Origin of the sequence: Jongsikchunia kroppenstedtii DSM 45133 (assembly GCF_000380485.1) — a bacterium.
GTDB classification, from domain to species: domain Bacteria; phylum Actinomycetota; class Actinomycetes; order Mycobacteriales; family Mycobacteriaceae; genus Jongsikchunia; species Jongsikchunia kroppenstedtii.
This window is the reverse complement of the sequence record NZ_AQYG01000046.1, coordinates 220,427-237,702: the sequence shown is the minus strand read 5'-3', so window position 1 is coordinate 237,702 and position 17,276 is coordinate 220,427. Positions and strand designations below refer to the sequence as shown.

18 protein-coding genes are annotated in these 17,276 nt (G+C 64.9%); 9 read left to right on the top strand and 9 right to left on the bottom strand.

Annotated elements, in window-relative coordinates; all coding sequences use genetic code 11:
- Positions 1-262 (bottom strand): IS3 family transposase (locus G341_RS24025; RefSeq protein ID WP_026303535.1); only part of this gene is annotated, 262 nt, incomplete at its 3' end.
- 45 nt (positions 263-307) lie between these two features.
- Entirely contained in the window at positions 308-1,894 is a 1,587-nt protein-coding gene (locus G341_RS23500; RefSeq protein ID WP_081622504.1) for a DUF1156 domain-containing protein, read from the bottom strand.
- A 216-nt stretch (positions 1,895-2,110) separates the two neighbouring features.
- On the opposite strand from G341_RS23500, the gene G341_RS0110915 reads away from it, so the two are divergent.
- Positions 2,111-2,530 carry a globin domain-containing protein gene (locus tag G341_RS0110915; RefSeq protein ID WP_018179178.1) on the top strand — a complete coding sequence of 140 codons (420 nt, stop codon included), beginning with the start codon at positions 2,111-2,113 and terminating at the stop codon, positions 2,528-2,530.
- Here the strand turns inward: G341_RS0110915 and G341_RS0110910 are convergent.
- Positions 2,527-5,979: a helicase-related protein gene (locus G341_RS0110910; RefSeq protein WP_043451198.1), complete on the bottom strand. Its 3,453-nt coding sequence runs from the start codon at positions 5,977-5,979 to the stop codon at positions 2,527-2,529. The genes G341_RS0110915 and G341_RS0110910 overlap by 4 nt on opposite strands.
- 83 nt (positions 5,980-6,062) lie before the next feature.
- On the opposite strand from G341_RS0110910, the gene G341_RS0110905 reads away from it, so the two are divergent.
- Positions 6,063-6,407: a helix-turn-helix domain-containing protein gene (locus G341_RS0110905; RefSeq protein WP_018179176.1), complete on the top strand. Its 345-nt coding sequence runs from the start codon at positions 6,063-6,065 to the stop codon at positions 6,405-6,407.
- Positions 6,408-6,495: 88 nt separating this feature from the next.
- Here G341_RS0110905 and G341_RS0110900 read toward each other — a convergent pair whose 3' ends face one another.
- From G341_RS0110900 to G341_RS0110890, 3 genes are all read right to left on the bottom strand, one after another.
- The gene (locus G341_RS0110900) at positions 6,496-7,170 is read right to left on the bottom strand and encodes a queuosine precursor transporter (RefSeq protein ID WP_155826926.1); all 675 of its coding nucleotides are present in this window, start codon (positions 7,168-7,170) and stop codon (positions 6,496-6,498) included.
- A gap of 135 nt (positions 7,171-7,305) precedes the next feature.
- The gene (locus G341_RS23055; RefSeq protein WP_018179174.1) at positions 7,306-7,947 is read right to left on the bottom strand and encodes an LppP/LprE family lipoprotein; all 642 of its coding nucleotides are present in this window, start codon (positions 7,945-7,947) and stop codon (positions 7,306-7,308) included.
- Between the two features lie 85 nt (positions 7,948-8,032).
- The gene (locus G341_RS0110890; RefSeq protein WP_018179173.1) at positions 8,033-8,437 is read right to left on the bottom strand and encodes a DUF4307 domain-containing protein; all 405 of its coding nucleotides are present in this window, start codon (positions 8,435-8,437) and stop codon (positions 8,033-8,035) included.
- A gap of 117 nt (positions 8,438-8,554) precedes the next feature.
- On the opposite strand from G341_RS0110890, the gene mca reads away from it, so the two are divergent.
- The 3 genes from mca to G341_RS0110875 are packed head-to-tail and all read left to right on the top strand — an operon-like array spanning position 8,555 to position 9,893.
- Entirely contained in the window at positions 8,555-9,433 is an 879-nt protein-coding gene (gene mca, locus G341_RS0110885; protein WP_018179172.1) for a mycothiol conjugate amidase Mca, read from the top strand.
- A 4-nt stretch (positions 9,434-9,437) separates the two neighbouring features.
- On the top strand, positions 9,438-9,671 hold the full coding sequence (locus G341_RS21745) for a hypothetical protein (RefSeq protein WP_018179171.1): 234 nt from the start codon (positions 9,438-9,440) through the stop codon (positions 9,669-9,671).
- A 3-nt stretch (positions 9,672-9,674) separates the two neighbouring features.
- The gene (locus tag G341_RS0110875; protein ID WP_043451196.1) at positions 9,675-9,893 is read left to right on the top strand and encodes a KTSC domain-containing protein; all 219 of its coding nucleotides are present in this window, start codon (positions 9,675-9,677) and stop codon (positions 9,891-9,893) included.
- A gap of 2 nt (positions 9,894-9,895) precedes the next feature.
- Here the strand turns inward: G341_RS0110875 and G341_RS0110870 are convergent, their stop codons facing one another.
- Positions 9,896-10,417 carry a hypothetical protein gene (locus G341_RS0110870; RefSeq protein WP_051092728.1) on the bottom strand — a complete coding sequence of 174 codons (522 nt, stop codon included), beginning with the start codon at positions 10,415-10,417 and terminating at the stop codon, positions 9,896-9,898.
- Positions 10,418-10,472: 55 nt separating this feature from the next.
- Positions 10,473-11,138: a winged helix-turn-helix transcriptional regulator gene (locus G341_RS21740; RefSeq protein WP_018179168.1), complete on the bottom strand. Its 666-nt coding sequence runs from the start codon at positions 11,136-11,138 to the stop codon at positions 10,473-10,475.
- Positions 11,139-11,424: 286 nt separating this feature from the next.
- Here G341_RS21740 and G341_RS0110855 point away from each other — a divergent pair, with 286 nt between their 5' ends.
- From G341_RS0110855 to G341_RS0110835, 4 genes are all read left to right on the top strand, one after another.
- A complete protein-coding gene (locus tag G341_RS0110855) occupies positions 11,425-12,492 on the top strand; it encodes an IS110 family RNA-guided transposase (RefSeq protein WP_018179167.1) in 1,068 nt (355 codons plus the stop codon).
- A 43-nt stretch (positions 12,493-12,535) separates the two neighbouring features.
- Complete coding sequence (locus G341_RS0110850) at positions 12,536-13,351, top strand: class I SAM-dependent methyltransferase (protein ID WP_018179166.1); 816 nt, start codon at positions 12,536-12,538, stop codon at positions 13,349-13,351.
- A gap of 42 nt (positions 13,352-13,393) precedes the next feature.
- Positions 13,394-15,382, top strand: a complete 1,989-nt coding sequence (locus G341_RS0110845; RefSeq protein WP_018179165.1) for a thioredoxin domain-containing protein — start codon at positions 13,394-13,396, stop codon at positions 15,380-15,382.
- 191 nt (positions 15,383-15,573) lie between these two features.
- Positions 15,574-16,623, top strand: coding sequence for a 3-deoxy-7-phosphoheptulonate synthase (locus G341_RS0110835; RefSeq protein WP_026303529.1), 1,050 nt, complete (start codon positions 15,574-15,576; stop codon positions 16,621-16,623).
- Positions 16,624-16,665: 42 nt separating this feature from the next.
- Here G341_RS0110835 and G341_RS0110830 read toward each other — a convergent pair whose 3' ends face one another.
- Positions 16,666-17,226 (bottom strand): ester cyclase, encoded by a 561-nt coding sequence (locus G341_RS0110830; protein WP_018179163.1) that lies wholly within the window; start codon positions 17,224-17,226, stop codon positions 16,666-16,668.
- Positions 17,227-17,276 lie beyond the last annotated feature (50 nt).

Genomic DNA, 17,276 nt, shown 5'->3' with positions numbered 1-17,276 from the left:
AGGCGGTCGCCCGCCGCAAGACCTCGTTCTCCTGCTCCAGCAACCGGATCCGCCGATTCGCCTCCCGCAACTCGGCCGACTCCGACGTACTCGTTCCGGGCCGCTCGCCATCATCGACAGCGGCCTGACGCAGCCATTTGGTCAACGTCATTTCATGAACACCGAAGTCCCGCGCGATCTGGGCCAACGTGACACCGGACTCGCGGGCACGGGCCACGCGCACGACATCATCACGAAACTCTCTCGGATACGGCTTGGGCACAACAACATCCTTCCAGGCCCGCCCAGAGGCAAGCCAGATCAGATGTCACCTGAACGTGCAGCAGTCCCTATAGCCGGTGAAATCAGCGCTCTCTGCTGCTGCCTGATGCGCTGATGCTCGGGGATATGCTGGAAGGGTTGGAATTCCGTCTACCACGAGTTTCAGATGCGCCGACCACGAACCCAGTGAGTTGCTGAGCAGATTGGGCTCCAAGAAGTCCCATGACATTGAGATCGCCTGGCGCGAGAATGTACTGCGGATCTGCTCATTCTTGTTGTGCCAGGTTGTGATTGAGGATCCGTTGTCGACTGCTCTGTTCAGCGCCAGCGCCAGGTAGGTCGCGATTGCATCGGCATAACCCGAAGCGGTGATGCGATTTGAATCCAACTCCTCGGGTAGGCCCGCCAACAACGCATCGGTCAGCACGCGGTCGCGGGTAACCATGATCAGATCGCTCAGGACGGTGATTGCGTTTAGCTGCCGATGCGTGAACAAGTCGGAAAACCGAGTGAGGCCATACGGCGGCGTCCACACGTCCTTCGGGTGGTATCCGAGTTCCTGGTCTGGGACGTCGGGGGGCCGGCTGATCTCCGCTGCGCTCTCCTGGTCGGGTGTCGGAGGGAGGTAGGCCTTCCGTCGATGATCGTCAACGATGGTCGCTATTAGCTGCTCTCCGAGCCGTCCGTGCCGGCCTTCGGCCTTTATGTAGTCGGTCTCCGCCACAGAGCCACAACCGACGCAGATGCCCCCACGTTTGCCGGACATGGTGCCGACATCGACATTAGGGGGCGCCTGGCCTGGGTCGCGCGCGATTTCGAAGTGCACTTTGCCGTGTTGAACAGAAGGAACTGCGTATGCCTCCTTTCCCTTTTTCTTGCTAAGCCACCAAGATCGCACCAGTGGCATACGAATTCCGCAAGCCGGATTTGGGCACTTGATAGTTCGCGCCCAAATCCAGGCGATCACCGTTGCCTGTGAGCCGTTGGAAAGGGTTGCTTTTGGGTAGATATGGCCAATCCGGTTCTCGGCCTCGTCGCGCATCCACTGGCCGTAGCGCCGTACATCTTCGGCGAGACCGTTGGCGCGCGGCCAACTGGTGATCTGTTCAGCAGCTGCACCCGGGTACACCGGTGGCTGCCCTGCAAATTTCGGTGGGATCTCGACAAGTGCCTTGTTGATCAGTACCGCAACGGGATTCAAGTCGGATGCGTGTGCTGTTAGGCCGAGACGCTGGGCTTCGAGCGGGATGGTTCCGCCGCCCGCGAACGGATCGAATACCGGGGGCGGATTGCCTCCGGTCGACTTGAGTATCTCGATCCGTGCGCGCTCAAGTACGCGCTCGTTGTTCGTCTTGTCCCAGATGACGAGTTCTTCCAACAGCTCGTGTAGCTCGCGGCGACGGGCAAGCACTTCATCGGGAGAAAGTGCGGGGTCGGACGACGGGTCGTCCACGAGCTGTGCGAACAGAACGGCTCGTGCTACTGGAAGTGGACGACGCGCCCACCAGTAGCTCATTGACCAGGGATGCTTCACGGGGCGTTTCGCGGCCGCCGCTTCGTTGATCTTCTGTAGTGGCAGCGCCACCTCGATCAGCTTGCGGCGAGTACCAACATGTTGTGCATCGGTCGACATGAACGCGCGTAGCTCCTAAACAGGCGGGGTGGCGTTCCGCGGAACGCGGCGCCAGTTCTGCATAACATGTTGTGCAGAGCTCTTGAGCATAACTGAGGGGTCCGACGGCCAGCTGGTCAGACTCGGAGTGCGTCGGCTGCCCTGTGAGCTATTGGTTACATGCCTCATCCATCGGCGTCTCCTCGACGCAACCGCCGCCGAGCAGCATGTGGAGGCATGAACAAACAACTTCTCGAAAACAGCCTGATGCTTGTCGATCTACCCGACGACGGCCTGACCGTTCGTTTCTACGAAATCCTGTTCGACCGCTATCCGGCCGTTCGGCCGATGTTCCAGCGTGACGGCAAACTCCAGGCGGCAATGCTGCGCCAGGCACTCGTCGCCGTACTCGACCATCTCGACAACTCCGAGTGGCTCGCCGACAACCTCGGGTCGCTCGGCCGCCGTCACGCCGACATGGGCGTCACCGCGCCGATGTACGAGGCGGTCGGTGAGTGCATGATCGCCGCGATGGCCGAGATCGCCGGCGACGCATGGACGAAGGAAATGAGCGCGGCATGGGCGGAAGCGCTCGGCGCGGTGTCCAGCCTTATGCTCGCCGGCTATCCGCAGAAGCAGGCAGCGGCTGCCGGTTAGACCGGCTCGCCGCCCCGGGCCCAGGTTTGTGTCCAGTCGACGTAGGTCTTGTTGACAGCCAGCGACCCAGATTCGTAGCCAGCGAATGCGTTGCGCACGTAGCGAACTCGGTCATGCTCTGGCCCGTCGGGACTGACCTCGACCATGGCGAGTCGATGGCGGTCGCCCGAGTTCACCCCCTCGCGAACCTCGCTGTAGGTGATGAAGAATCCGTCGGCGCCGGCGATCCGGCCTTTGACCTCGATGATGATCGCTGAGCCGTCAGGCCCGACCGACCGAATATCGAAACCCTTGTTGTTGTGTGGCATCTCGGTCGGCACTCGCCCGAGGCGGCGCTCGCAATCCAGTACGAGGTCGACGGCCCGCCGCTCGACCTCCTGCGTCTCCTTGGCGTATGCGCGTTCACCGGCGCTGAGCAGCATCCCCTGGGGCACGATCAATGCCGCGCCGACGACTCGTGGGGGCAACGCCGACAACCTCGACTCCTGATCCAGCCGCGCCATACGCTGAGCCAACCGCACCTGAAGATCGTCGGCGCGCGACCGCAACGTCTCAGCCGATACACGTTGGCGTTTGCGGACTTTGCCTGTGGCCGACTGCTCGGCGACCTTCATGGCTTCGCTCACCAGATAGTCCGACTGCTGTGACAGGCGCTTGCGAACCTCAGTGCGGGTCTTCTCGATCTGGGGGAGCAGCCGGTCGCGAACCTCCGCCAGGTGCGCCGGCTGGTCGTTGCTCACGGCCCAATTGGTAGCGACCTGGTCGACGCCGCCGGACAACCAGGGTTGAGCCAGCAGACGCTCCGCGATATCGGGTCTGTCGTCCAACGGCTCCGAATCGAGGTACGGTGCGGGACCGGCCGACTCGACCGACCCATCGGGGCTCATGCTGACGAATGAGAATCGTTTGCTCACGACGGCTCCGGTGCCGTCGGAGATCTCGGTGCTCAGCGCGACCAGCAGATGCGGCGTCTCGCCGAAGTCCGATGGGTCGACCAGAATCGCGCCGGTCTCCAGCGCAGACCGATGTCGCTCGATCGTCAGGTCGACGACCGCGTCCATCAACGGATGCCCGGGCGCCAGGAGCTCGGCACGTTCCGGACCCTCCATCCGCGACGGCTCGAAGGTCACCCGGTGATATCTGGACGCGATGGGCTGCCACGTGTTCGATCCCCGACTGCGCACGGCGAGAGGAACATTCGGAATCTCGAAGCGCTGCGGCTCTCGCTTCGACAGCCGGCCGCCCAACTCATCGAACGCCGAATGGAAGAAGCTCTCAATGAAATAGGGCTGCAGCCGTCGGGTCATCGCGTCATCCATCCGAGCACGGATTTCCGCCAGTTCTATTGGGTCGAGTACTTCGCGCGCTAGCGCCTGTTCGTCGATCAGCTCCGCGGCACCACGCGACACCTCGGCGTCGACGACGCGGTTGAGTTCATCAAGGCGCGCCGGGTCATCGCCGTATCGGATCGCGTCCATGAGTACCTTGCGCAGCGAAACATCGCCGCGGAACACCTCCTCGCCGAGGACGTCGAACAGCCTGCCGCCATAAGCCTTTCGCTGCGCCTCCATCTTCTCCAGGAGCCGCTTGTACACCTGGCCCTCGCGGGTGTCGTCGGCGACCAGGTTCCACAGTCGACATGGCCTCAGTTGACCGATCCGGTGGATACGGCCGAAGCGTTGCTCGATCCGGTTCGGGTTCCAGGGCAGGTCGTAGTTGATCATCAAGTGTGCCGATTGCAGGTTCAGACCTTCGCCGGCGGCGTCGGTGGCCAGCAGGATGACCAGGTCGTCGTTGTGGGTGAATTCCTCGCGGATGCGGCGGCGTTCATCGCGGCTGGTGCCACCGTGGATGGTGGCGACGGCATCGTTGCGGCCCAGCAGGTTCGAGATCCGCTCTTGCAGATAATCGAGGGTGTCGCGGTGTTCAGTGAAGATGATCAGCTTGCGCGGGTTCCCCTGGGGGTCACGCAGGTCGTCGTGATTCAGCAGCAGCTGCCGGACCTGATCCCATTTGCTATCTGTGTTGTCGTTCCGCACCCGTGCCGCGAGGGCGACCAACTTGTCGAGCTGCGCGATCTCGACATCCAGCTCCGCCGCCGTCTGGGCGGCCGTCGCGGCGTCGAGCACGTCAGTCTCGAGCTGCTCGGCTTCGGCAGCATCGAATTCGTCCGGATCATCCTCGTAGGAGCTGATATTGGGAATCACAGTGGTGCCCACGGGGACGCCGTCGAGCATCTCGCGCTTCCGAGCCTGCAGCCGCGTGCGCCGTCGTTCCAGTGAGCGCAAGATCGCGTGGGTGCTGGACGCGAGCCGGCGCTGCAGCACCGTCAACGCGAATCCGACAGTGCGCCTGCGGTTGTCGATCAACGAATCGGCGCGATTCATCTCTTCGCGGACGTATTGGGTGACTGCCTCGTATAGTTCACTCTCGCCCGGTGACAGCTGGAAGGGGAGAGTGTCCGCCCGACGCTCGGGGAACAAGCTCTTGCCGTCGAAAGTCAGAAGGTCTTCCTTCACCATGCGGCGCATGAGGCCGGAGGTGTCCACGGAATGCGCACCCTCGCGGAATTGGCCTTCGAAACGATCCGGATCGAGGAGTGCAAGGAATGCCTGGAAATTCTCGTCACTGCCGGCGTGCGGCGTCGCCGACATCAGCAGCAGATGCCGGGTGATGGAGCCGAGCATCTGTCCCAGCTCATAGCGTCTCGTCTTGCGCAGTTCGCCACCCCACCAGTTTGCGGACATGCGGTGCGCCTCATCGACCACGATCAGGTCCCACTCGCTCTCGCGGAGCTTGTCGAGCAGGTCCTCGTTGCGGGACAACGCGTCCATGCGTGCCACCAGCATCGGATGCGTGACAAACGGATTGCCGTGCGGTTCCGCTTCGACCATGGCGCTGGTCAGTATCTCCACGTGGATGTCGAACTTGGACCCGAGCTCGTCCTGCCACTGGTCCACCAGTCCGCCTGGTGCGATGACCAGCATCCGTTTGAGGTCGCCGCGCAGCATCAGCTCTTTGGCGTAGAGGCCCGCCATGATTGTCTTGCCGGCACCCGGGTCATCGGCGAGTAGGAACCGTAACGGGATGCGCGGCAACAGTTCTCCGTAGACTGCGCGAATCTGATGCGGCAGTGGCCGCACATCGCTGGAGGAGACCGCCAGCATCGGGTCATGCAGTCCGGCCATTCGGATGCGCAACGCCTCCGCGGCCAGCCGGAACTGCTGCCCGTCGGCGGTGAACGACCATCGGGACCCGGGTTGCTCGATCGACAGGCCGGACAGATCCGAGCCGTACACCAGCTGTTCCCCGGTCTGACCTGACTCGTCGCGGTAGATCAGATTCACCACGGCGTCACCCTGCGGAATGACCGCCACCACAGTCACCGGCTGCGGTCGTACGCCGTGGACGACGGCTCCGGCCTCCAGGTCGCCGAGCTCCACTCTCATCACTCCTGTCACTGGCTCCCAGCTGCGCGGATACACAACATGTTGGGCAGACAATACGTTGTGCGTCGGACAAATTGGGGTGCATGTCGCGAACGGAGGCGTCGCTCGAATGGGCGACCTATGGCCTGTCGTTCGCCGAACGCCTCAAGCACCTGCGACTCAAACGCGATCTGTCCCAGGAGAATCTGGCCGAACTGTGCGGCATGCATCGCAACCAGATCTCGAATCTGGAACGCAACACCAGCCGCGATGGCGCATCGAGCGACCCGCATCTATCCACCGTGTACCGCTTGGCCCAGGCGCTGCGGGTCGCTCCGACCGCCCTGATCCCCGACAGCGGCCGGATCCCGATGCGGCGCTCGACCGAGAGTCGCAATGACGTGTCCTACCGGCAGCTGCGGGCCAGTCTGGACGAGGAATATCCCTAGCGGGTCCGAATTTTCTGTCAGAAATTCGACATCTGTCGACATCTATTGCCTGTGCTCGCTCCACAGCAACAGATAACGGTCGGCTCGGCTACTCGGCTCGCTCGGCGAGTGCCTCCTGGTATGTCGGCTCCTGCTTCTTGAGCCAGCCGCAGACCCGATAGGTGATCGGCATGACGGCGATCTCCACCAGGCATTTCCAGACGAAACCGATCAGGGTGTAGTTCAGGAAGTCCTGCCAGGTGCTGATGCCGAGCGCGGTGGCGGCGATCGAGCAGAAGACCAGGGTGTCGAAGAATTCGCCGACAACGGTTGAGCCGAGAAGCCGCGCCCAGAGCTTGCGTTCGCCGGCCCGGGCCTTCATCTTGACCATCACCAGCGAATTGAGCAGCTCGCCGACCACGTAGCCGGCCAGGCCGGCGGCAAGGAATTGCGGCACCACTCCGGCGACGTCCTTGAACGATTGCTGGTTGTCGTAGAAGGGGGCCTTCGGCAGCCCGAGGGTGATCCAGAAACACAGCGACGCGAGCAGCAGCACCGCGAATCCGGCGACCACCACGCGGCGCATCGCCTTGAACCCGTAGACCTCGCTGATGACGTCGCCGAGGATGTAGGCGAGCGGGAAGAGGTAGAACGCACCGTCGGTGACCAGGCCGTGCATCTGGATCGGGCCGAGGGTGAAATCGATTGAGGGGAAGAGCAATACACCCTTGGTGCCGGTGATATTGCTGATGATCATCACGCCGACGAACAGCGCGACGAGCATCGGGTAGTAGGGACTTGCGATGGTGGCGAACGCCGGCCCGGCCAGGGGGTTGCCCTGCTGATCGGAATCAGTCTGCTGAACCGGCTGCCCAGACTTGGCAGCAGATTTCACCTGACCAGCCTAAACGCCCGGAGTTCAGCATTCGTCGCGGGCGACCTCTGCCGGGATGCTGCCGATCATCTGCACCTGCGATCCGGTCCAGTGATAGGTGATGTCGAAGCGTCCGCTGGGGTGGGCGCTGATGTCGTCGTCGCCGATCAGATACTGGTAGGTGACGTGCACATTCGTGTCGTCCGCGCCGGTGACCTGCTGGTAGGCCAGGTTGCATTTGGTGCCCGTGCCGAGGAATCGGCCCTTGTGGAAGAGCAGCAGCTGGTTCGGCGACGACGCGGTCGCGCCCTGGGTGTCGAGCGTGACATAACTCAGATTGCGGCAACCGTCGAGATTCGCCGGGCCGGCCTGCCATCCGGCCGTGTTGTTCGGCAGCGGCGGGGCGATCTGGCTGATCGCGTTGCTCACGGCGGCGGAGGCGCCGCCCGGCACACCGCAGTCGGTGTCCGACGCGGGCGCGTCATGGGCAGGCGGGTCGTCGGCCGCGGTGCTCATCTGCGTGCCCGGCGGATTGGTCTGTGGCGGAGCGCTTTTCGTGGCGGTCACAGTGCTGGTGCTGGTGCCGCCGCTGGGCGCCGCGGAGTTGTTGCCGCCGGAGCTGCATCCGGCGATGACCAGGGCGGAGCCGGCCAGGGCCACGGCTGCACCGATTGCATGTCGGTTCATGTTTGCCTCCTCCGTTCGAGCCCCCGTATTCAGGAGATCGTCGGGACGATGCCGGCCGCTAGCGAATGTCGGCCGAATGAATGACTCAGGAGCTGCGCTGCAGATAGCCGGGGACCGATTTGCTGCAGGCGAAGACGTCGCCGACGCCGGGCGCCTTGTAGGTGTGCACGATGGTCTCCGCCGAATAGGTCCCGTTGGACGGCGGGATGTAGACCTCGCGCCGGCCGGTCTCCGATCCGTCCTTCGATCGGGCACGGATGATGCAGGTGCCCGGCTCGTCGGAGTTCTTGCGGTCGACCGTGAACTTCACCTCAATCGTCGACGAGTCGATGATCTGGTAGCCGGTGGCGTTGCCGCTGATGTCGGCGTCGGAGAACTTCTTGTAGCCGATCCATGCGATGACCAGGCCTAATACCACCACGATGACCGTCAGCAGGATGAACCAGCGGCGCCGGGATTGCGCCGATCGCTCGACGGGATACCGACCCACGGGCGGGAGTTTCGGTCCGCTCCCGGCGGAGGCGGATTGTGGGCTGGTCATGGCTCATACCTACCATGTGTCTAGCTGTAGTTATCTGACAGGCCGATCCACAGTGAGGGGAATCTCGTGCGGCTGCTGGCAGTGCATGCCCATCCCGACGACGAGTCGAGCAAGGGTGCCGCGACGATGGCGCGTTACGCGGCGGAGGGCCACGACGTGCTGGTGGTGACCCTGACCGATGGCAGCCGCGGCGACATTCTCAATCCAGCGATGGACCTGCCGGGCATCAAGGAGAACATCACCCAGGTGCGCCGCGAGGAGATGGCGAAGGCGGAGGAGATCCTCGGGGTGCAGCATCGCTGGCTCGGCTACGTCGACTCCGGGCTGCCCGAGGGCGACCCGCTGCCACCGCTGCCGGAGGGCTGCTTCGCGTTGGTGCCGCTCGACGAGTCGACCGAGGCGCTGGTCGAGATCGTCCGGGACTTCAAGCCGCATGTGATGCTCACGTACGACGAGCGCGGCGGCTACCCGCATCCCGATCACATCCGCTGTCACGAGGTCTCGATGGCCGCTTTCGAGGATGCCGCTGATGCGTCGAAGTACCCGGATGCCGGTGAACCGTGGGTGGTTTCGAAGATCTACTACATCCACGGCTTCATGCGTGCGGCGATGGTGAAGTACGGCGAAGAGCTGGAACGCGTGGGTCAGGAGAACCCGTTCAAGGAGTTCTTGGCGAAGTGGGATGCCAAGGACGACCTGATGAATCGGGTTACCACGCAGATCGAGTGTGCCGACTACTTCGACAAGCGCGACGATGCGTTGCGGGCGCATGCCACCCAGGTCGACCCGAACGGCTTCTTCTTCGCGGTGCCGCCGGAATGGAAGAAGCGTCTCTGGCCCACCGAGGAGTTCGAGCTGGCGAAGACGCGGGTGACCACCGCGATCCCGGAGACCGACCTGTTCGCCGGCATCGAGGATGGCGTCCTGGTCGAGGCGGGGGAGTAGGACGATGACTGCGATGAATGTCGCTGCCGTGCAGGTGCTGGCGGATGGCAACGGCCCCGAATTCGGGAAGGCCAGCCCGCTGGGCCTGCTGATGATCCTGTTGCTGCTGATCGCGGCCGGCCTGCTGGTCTGGTCGATGAGCAAGCATCTCAAGAAGATCCCGAAATCCTTTGACAATAAAGAGGATTCGGGCGAGGACGACAAGGGCCCGGACGCGGATGACGGCAGCAAGCCGTAGTCGATGGACCGGACTCCGGTCTCGTCGAGCGTGATCGCGTCTGTGGGCCACGACCCGCACGCGCTCGTCCTTGAGGTGGAGTTCCTGAGCGGCCGGATCTATCAATACTTCGATGTGCCACTAGCCCAGTTCGACGGCCTGCTGGCGGCCGAGAGCGTCGGCACGTACTTCAACGCGAATATCCGCGACGCCTTCGACTACGCCGAGCTGCCCGGCCGCTGATCTCAGGCGGTCGGGCCTTGGCTGCGCACGTCGGCCACCGACTGCATCGCAGTCCGTAGCTGTTCGAGCCACTCGTCCTGGTGCTGTCCGACGAGCCGCACGCACCACGCGAGCGCATCCGCCCGCGACTTCGCGACGCCGGCGTCGACCAGCGTGTCTAGGACGAGCCGTTGCGGCTGCCGCAGCCGGGTCATCGTCGGCACCGCGATATGCGTCCACAGTTCCTCGTGTTCGCCGACCACGACGCCCCACGAGACCTTGCGCTCGAACCGATGCTGCGCCTCGCGGGCGATCTCCATCCGGGCCTCGCGGCTGTCCTCACGGAACGCTCGTGCCCGTCCGGCCCGAGTTTCCGCAGCTTCGGCGGCTGACGCGTCCTTGTCCACCGTCGCGTCGACGATCGTCAGCAGGACGGTGATTTCTTCGCGATCGATCGTGATCCGGGGCGCCGCGACTTTCCATTCCTCCGGCAGGCGGCCGGTGAACCAGCCGCGCACCCTCTCCAATGCTTCGTCTGTAATCATGTAATCAACATTACGCTGATATCAAGCTCGTGCCCATGTCGCCGGAGCTGCGCTATCAGTGGACGCCGTTCTCGGCGGCTACAAAGGAGAGCCGAATCGGCCGTAATCGGTCGAGTAGCTGCACGTCACCACTGGCCGTCAACCCCAATGCTTCGGCGAGTCGGAGATCCGCCTGGCCCACCAGGAGTCCGAGCACCGCGCGTGCGGGCCCGGTCAGCGTCAGGTCTGCACGGTCGGTGTCGCCGACACTGGTCCGGACCGTGCCACCGCCGAGTTCGATGACAGCGCGCTCGCCGTCGGCGTCGAGCTGGATGACCCCGGGTGGCCCATCGGGATTCGCGTCGGTCGTGAACCACGACGGGGCGTAGGCCAGCCAATTCGCGTCGAAGGCATCGTCGGAATGTTCGTCCGCCATATAGCGCACGCCCCACAGGCCGATGGCTCGCAGCACGGGTTCGAGTGCCAGGCCGTCGGCGGTGAGTTGGTACAGCTGGGTCGCCACCGGCGATGGGGCGTATTCGTGTCGCGTGAGGCCCGACTCCTCCAGCTCCTTGAGGCGGGTCGACAGCAGGTTGGGCGCCACTCCCGGTAGACCGTTGCGCAGATCGGTGAAGCGGCTCGGGCCACGCAGAAGCAACTCGCGCACGATCAGCAGTGTCCAGCGGTCGCCGATCAGGTCCAGGGCTCGGGCGATGGAGCAGTACTGGCGGTAACTCCGCATAGTGAGATCCTGTCGGTGATAGAGAAACAATATTAATTAGTTGAAAAGTTATACTACCGCAGCTAGCGTGAGTCTCAGTGTCAGGGTGAAGCTCGCCGCTATCGGCGGCTGGTTGGATCCTGAGCACTCGGTGTCTGGCTCGTAGCGTGAGTGTCGCCTTCGGCTGACGTGCATGCGTTTTGCCGGCACCGGGTGTGAAGGACCGGCCGGCGTGACTTGATAGGAGCGTGGCGTCGCCCCGACTGAGATGTGTCCGCCGACCGGCCCAACCGTTCCTCGCATCTGAGTGAAGGAGGCAACCACCATGGTTGTTGTTGGAGCTGACGTACACAAGCGGACGCACACGTTCGTCGCGATCGACCAGGCCGGCCGCGAGTTGGGCCACAAGAGGTTCGATGCGGACACTGCTGGTCATCGCAAGGCGATTGCCTGGGCCCGTGAGCGGTTCGGGACTGAGCTGGTCTGGGCGATCGAGGACTGCCGGCACCTGTCGGCGCGCCTGGAGCGTGACTTGTTGACCGCGGGCCAGTCGGTGGTGCGGGTGCCGCCGAAGATGATGGCCGAGCAACGCCGGATCGCCCGCACGCGCGGGAAGTCGGACCCGATCGATGCGGCCGCGGTCGCGCGGGCAGCGCTGCGCGAGCCCGATCTTCCGGTGGCCTGTCACGATGAGACGTCCCGGACGTTGAAGCTGTTGGTCGATAGGCGCGATGACCTGGTCCAACATCGCACCGCCACGATCAACCGGCTGCTGTGGCGTGTTCACGAACTCGACCCGGCGTGGGCGCCCAAGCCCCGGTCCTTGGACCTGGCCAAGCACCAGCAGATCCTCGCCGGCCGGCTGGCCGCAGCGGACGGGGTCGTGGCCGAACTAGCGCGGGACGAACTCGCGGACGTCGTGGAACTGACCGGCCGGATCAACCAGCTGGAACGACGCATCGCGGTCTTGGTCGAGCAGGCTGCTCCCACCCTGCTCGCGATGCCCGGAGTCGGTGTCCTGACCGCCGCGAAACTCGTCGGCGAAGCCGCCGGAATCACTCGATTCAAGTCCGAGGCCGCCTTCGCGCGGCATGCCGGGATCGCTCCGATCCCGGTCTGGTCAGGCAACACCCGAGGCCGGGTGCGGCTCACCAGGTCCGGTAACCGACAACTCAACGCCGCGATCCACCGCATCGCTGTCACCCAAATCCGGCTCGACGGGCTCGGCAAGACCTACTACGAGAAAAAGAAATCCGAAGGCATGTCGACCCCCGAAGCGTTGCGCTGCCTCAAACGACGCCTCGCCCGGATCGTCTTCAACCACCTGACCACTGATCACGCCGCCGCGAGAACCGTTCTCGCTCAAGCGGCTTGACATAGGAGAAACTCGTGACCCATCAGCGAAAGGGATCCCCGCCGTGACCCAGCTATCCGCCTACGCCACCGGCATGACTCGCACGAACATCGAGGAAGCGCTCCGCTCCGTAGGCAAGGACCCTTCGGCGATAGAGCCGGGCGATCTTGCCGCGCTGGAGGAATTTCACACCCTGGGTCGATTGGCCACCGCCCAACTCGCTCACCTCGCGGACATCGGACCGAACGACCGGGTACTCGACGCCGGTACGGGAATCGGCGGCTCGGCGCGCTTCTTGGCCGTCGAGCATGGATGCTCCGTCACCGGCGTCGATCTGACAGACGAGTACTGCGACACCGCCCGCTGGATCAACGAGTCGGCCGGCCTGAGCGACCGCATCGCGATTGTGCAAGGCGACATCACTGATCTGCCGTTCGATGCCGGCTCATTCGATGTGGTCGTCAGCCAGCACGTCCAGATGAATGTCGTTGACAAGGGCTCCCTGTATGACGAGGCCTGTCGCGTTCTCGCGCCGGGCGGTCGACTGGCCATGTGGGACATCACCGGGAACGCCGACCACATCGGCTACCCGGTGCCATGGGCGACCGACCCCGCGGACAGCCACGTCGTGAGCGGAGACCAACTGCGCGCCGCGGTGGCGGGGGCGGGATTCCGGATCGAGCAGTGGAACGACCTCACCCGGCCGACCGCGGAGATGATGACGGCCTTCCTGTCGCGGCCGGCGAGCGAGTTGGGCTTGCACGTATTCGTGCCGGACTTCCCGGCAAAGGTCGCCAACATGCTCCGCGGCTTCGCCGCGGGGTACTTGCAGGTCATTCAGGCCCTGGCCGTTCGGCCGCCCGACACCGGCAGTAGTTGACCGGATCGCGCCACTGGGATCTCGCCGCGGTCTACGGGCACAATGGCCACTGTGAATCGTCTCGGCGCGGCGACCAGCCCCTACCTCCAGCAGCACAAGGACAACCCGGTCGACTGGTGGCAGTGGGGAGATGGTGCGTTCTCGGAGGCCAAACGCCGCGATGTGCCGATCCTGCTGAGCGTCGGCTATGCGGCCTGCCACTGGTGCCACGTGATGGCGCACGAGTCGTTCGAGAACAAGATGATCGCGGCGATCATGAACGACGAATACGTCTGCATCAAGGTCGACCGCGAAGAGCATCCGGACGTCGATGCGATCTACATGAACGCGACGGTCGCGATGACCGGTCAGGGCGGCTGGCCGATGACCTGTTTCCTGACGCCAGACGGGGACCCGTTCTATTGCGGCACGTACTACCCGCCGACGCCGCGGCCGGGGATGCATTCGTTCCCGGAGCTGTTGCGCGCGGTGGCCGACACCTGGCGCGATCGGCGTGACGAAGTGTTCGACGTGGGTCGCAAACTCCGTGATCACCTGTCCGCGAACGCATCCGCGCTGCCGGATGCCGGCCTGGCGATCGACGCCCAGCTGCTCGATCATGCCGCCGCGCAGATCGTGGCCAATGAGGACACCGCGAACGGCGGACTCGGCGGCGCGCCGAAGTTCCCGGCCGCCATGGCGCTCGAGGCATTGCTGCGCGATCACGAGCGCACCGGAGATCCCGCAACGCTGCAGACGGTCCAGCGGGCCACGGAGGCGATGGCCCGTGGCGGCATCTACGACCAGTTGGCCGGCGGATTCGCCCGCTACAGCGTCGACGCCGCGTGGGTCGTTCCGCATTTCGAAAAGATGTTGTACGACAACGCCTTACTGCTGCGGCTGTACGCGCATGTGGCTCGCGTCAGCGACGACGTGCTGGCCCTGCGGATCACCGAAGAACTCGTCGAGTTCCTGCAGACCGATCTCCGTACGCCCTACGGATTCGCGGCCTCCCTCGACGCCGATACCGAGGGCGTGGAGGGACTGACCTACGCCTGGACGCCCGGCGAGCTGACCGATGTGCTCGGCGCCGACGATGCCGCTTGGGCCGCAAGGCTTTTCGCGGTGACGGACGACGGCACGTTCGAGCATGGGCGGTCGACGCTGCAGCTGCTCAGCGACCCCGACGACGCGGATCGCTACTCGCAGGTCCGCCGCCGGCTGGCGGACGCCCGGGCCCAGCGTCCGCAGCCGGGCCGCGACGACAAGATCGTCACGGCCTGGAACGCCTTGACCATCACCGCGCTGGCCGAGGCCGGCGCAGGGTTGGGCCGTCCCGAGTGGATTTCATTGGCCGACAAGGTTGCTCGCGACATCGTGGACCGCCAGGTCGTGGGCGGTCGGGTCCGGCGGGCATCGTTGGGCGGCGTCGTCGGCGAACCCGGTGGCGTGCTGGAGGATTACGCCGGGCTGGTCGTGGCGATGCTGACGCTGCATCAGGCGACCGGATCTGCGTCGTGGCTCGATGAAGCGATCACGTTGCTGGACACCATGATCGAACTCTTCGCCGATCCCGAGGCACCGGGCACCTGGTTCGACGTGACCGCCGAGACCAGCCTCATCGCCCGCCCGCGCGATCCGGTCGACAACGCCACGCCGTCCGGCGCTGCGCTCATGGCCGAGGCGCTGCAGCTGGCGACCTGTCTCGCCGCCGAACCGGCCCGCTACGCGGAGCTATCGGCGCACACGCTGGCCCGCGGAGCGGTGCTGGCCGCGAAGGTGCCGCAGTCGGCGGGCCATTGGCTGGCCGTCATGGAGGCGCAGTTGCGCGGTCCGCTGCAGGTGGCCGTGGCCGAGGCCGACGGTTCTGAGCACGAGCTGTTGCAGCAGGTCAGGGCGGTGGCGCCGGGCGGCACGGTCATCGTCGGCGGACCGGCCGACTCGACGCCGCTGCTGGCCGATCGGCCGCCGGTGAACGGTGTCGACGCGGTGTACGTGTGCCGCGGTACGACATGCGACTTGCCGGTAACCCGGATCGATCGGGTAGGGTGACCGGCGTGAACACCACCGCAGTCGCCTATTGGCGCTTTATCGAGGCTCCGGGTGGGGCCGTCGATGGAGTGCTGATCTAGCGCACACGCGAGTTCACCCGGAGCCCAGGCAGTGACCGTCAGGTCGCTGCCTTTCGTCATTCAAGGGCACCGGTGATAGGCAGGTGCCGCATAACCAGGAAGGCACCAGCCATGACCGACACCGCAGTCCCGATACGCACTTCTGACCGGCGTATCCGCGACATTCGCCCACTGCCCAGCCCGCACGAGGTGCAGGCGGAATTCCCGCTAGGCCCGCGCCGCGCCGTCGCGGTCGCCACCGCGCGCGACCAGATCGCCGACGTGCTGGCCGGTCGCGACGATCGACTGCTGGTCGTCGTCGGACCCTGCTCGGTCCATGACCCGGACGCCGCCCTCGACTACGCGAGCCGGCTCGCCCCGATCGCCAAAGAACTGTCCGACAAGCTGCTGGTCGTCATGCGCGTCTACTTCGAAAAGCCGCGCACCACGATCGGCTGGAAGGGCCTGATCAACGACCCGGGTCTGGACAACACCTTCGACGTCGCCCGCGGCCTGCGGACCGCCCGAAAGCTGTTGCTGGACATCATCGACATCGGGCTGCCGGTCGGCTGCGAGTTCCTCGAGCCGAGCAGCCCGCAGTACATCGCCGATGCCGTCGCCTGGGGCGCGATCGGCGCGCGGACCACTGAGTCGCAGGTGCACCGGCAGCTCGCGTCGGGCCTGTCGATGCCGATCGGCTTCAAGAACGGCACCGACGGCAATGTGCAGGTGGCGGTCGACGGCGTGCAGGCCGCCGCGGCGCAGCATGTGTTTTTCGGGCTCGACGATCATGGCCGCGGTTCGCTGGTGGAGACCGCCGGCAACGGCGATTGCCACCTGATTCTGCGGGGCGGCACGCACGGGCCGAATTACTCGGTCGAGGACGTCCGCGCGGCCGCCGCCCGACTGGACAAGGCGGGTCTGCCAGGCCGGGTGGTCGTCGACTGCAGCCACGCCAACTCCGGCAAAGACCATGTGCGCCAGGCGGAAGTCGCGATGGAGGTCGCCGAGATGGTGCGGGCCGGCGAGCCGGTCAGCGGCGTGATGCTGGAGAGCTTCCTGGTCGCGGGCGCGCAGACGCTCGATCCGGCCGCACCGACCGAACTGGTCTACGGCCAGTCGGTCACCGACAAGTGCATCGACTGGGAGACCACCGACCGGCTGCTGCGTCAGCTGGCCTGAATCGGTCCGCGGGCCCGGAACGCGGCGGAAGGTGATTGCCCGCTAGTCGGATAGATCCGGCGGCGTGGTGTTCAGCAGCCGCGGATCCGGGTCGGCGCCGGCCATGCTCAGGAGGCCGACGACGGCGCGTCCGAGCGTGAGCAGATCCCGGGGATTGCGCTTGTCGAGGCCGCCGATGAGCTGTGTGAGGATCGTCAGCTGGTCGAAGTAGATCCGTTCGGTCACCAGGTGTTCGTTGTCATCGAAGATGAAGTACGCCGTCATCCGGGTCCGGTGCCTGCTGCCGGTGGGCGGTATCGCGCCGAGCGGCCCCAGATGTGTTCCGAGAAGCCAGAACTCGACGACCACCGCGTCGAGACTGTGTCGGAGCGCGATGATCTCGTGGTCCTGGTCGGGGAAGGCCACGCGGGTGTCGGCGTAATACTCGCGGACTTCGGCGTCGCCGTCGTGGACGCGCATCTGGGCGATCAGTTCGTAGTGCGGATGCGGGAAGGTCGACAGCGTGGCGTCCCAATCCTGGGCCACTTCGTCGTGAAAGTGATCGAGAACGAGCTTCTCGCGGGCCCGGAGGATGTTTTCGCTGGGCAAGGCGAATCGGGACATCACTGCTCCTCACATGCTCAACGGGCCGGCCATATCACCCTAAAGCCCAC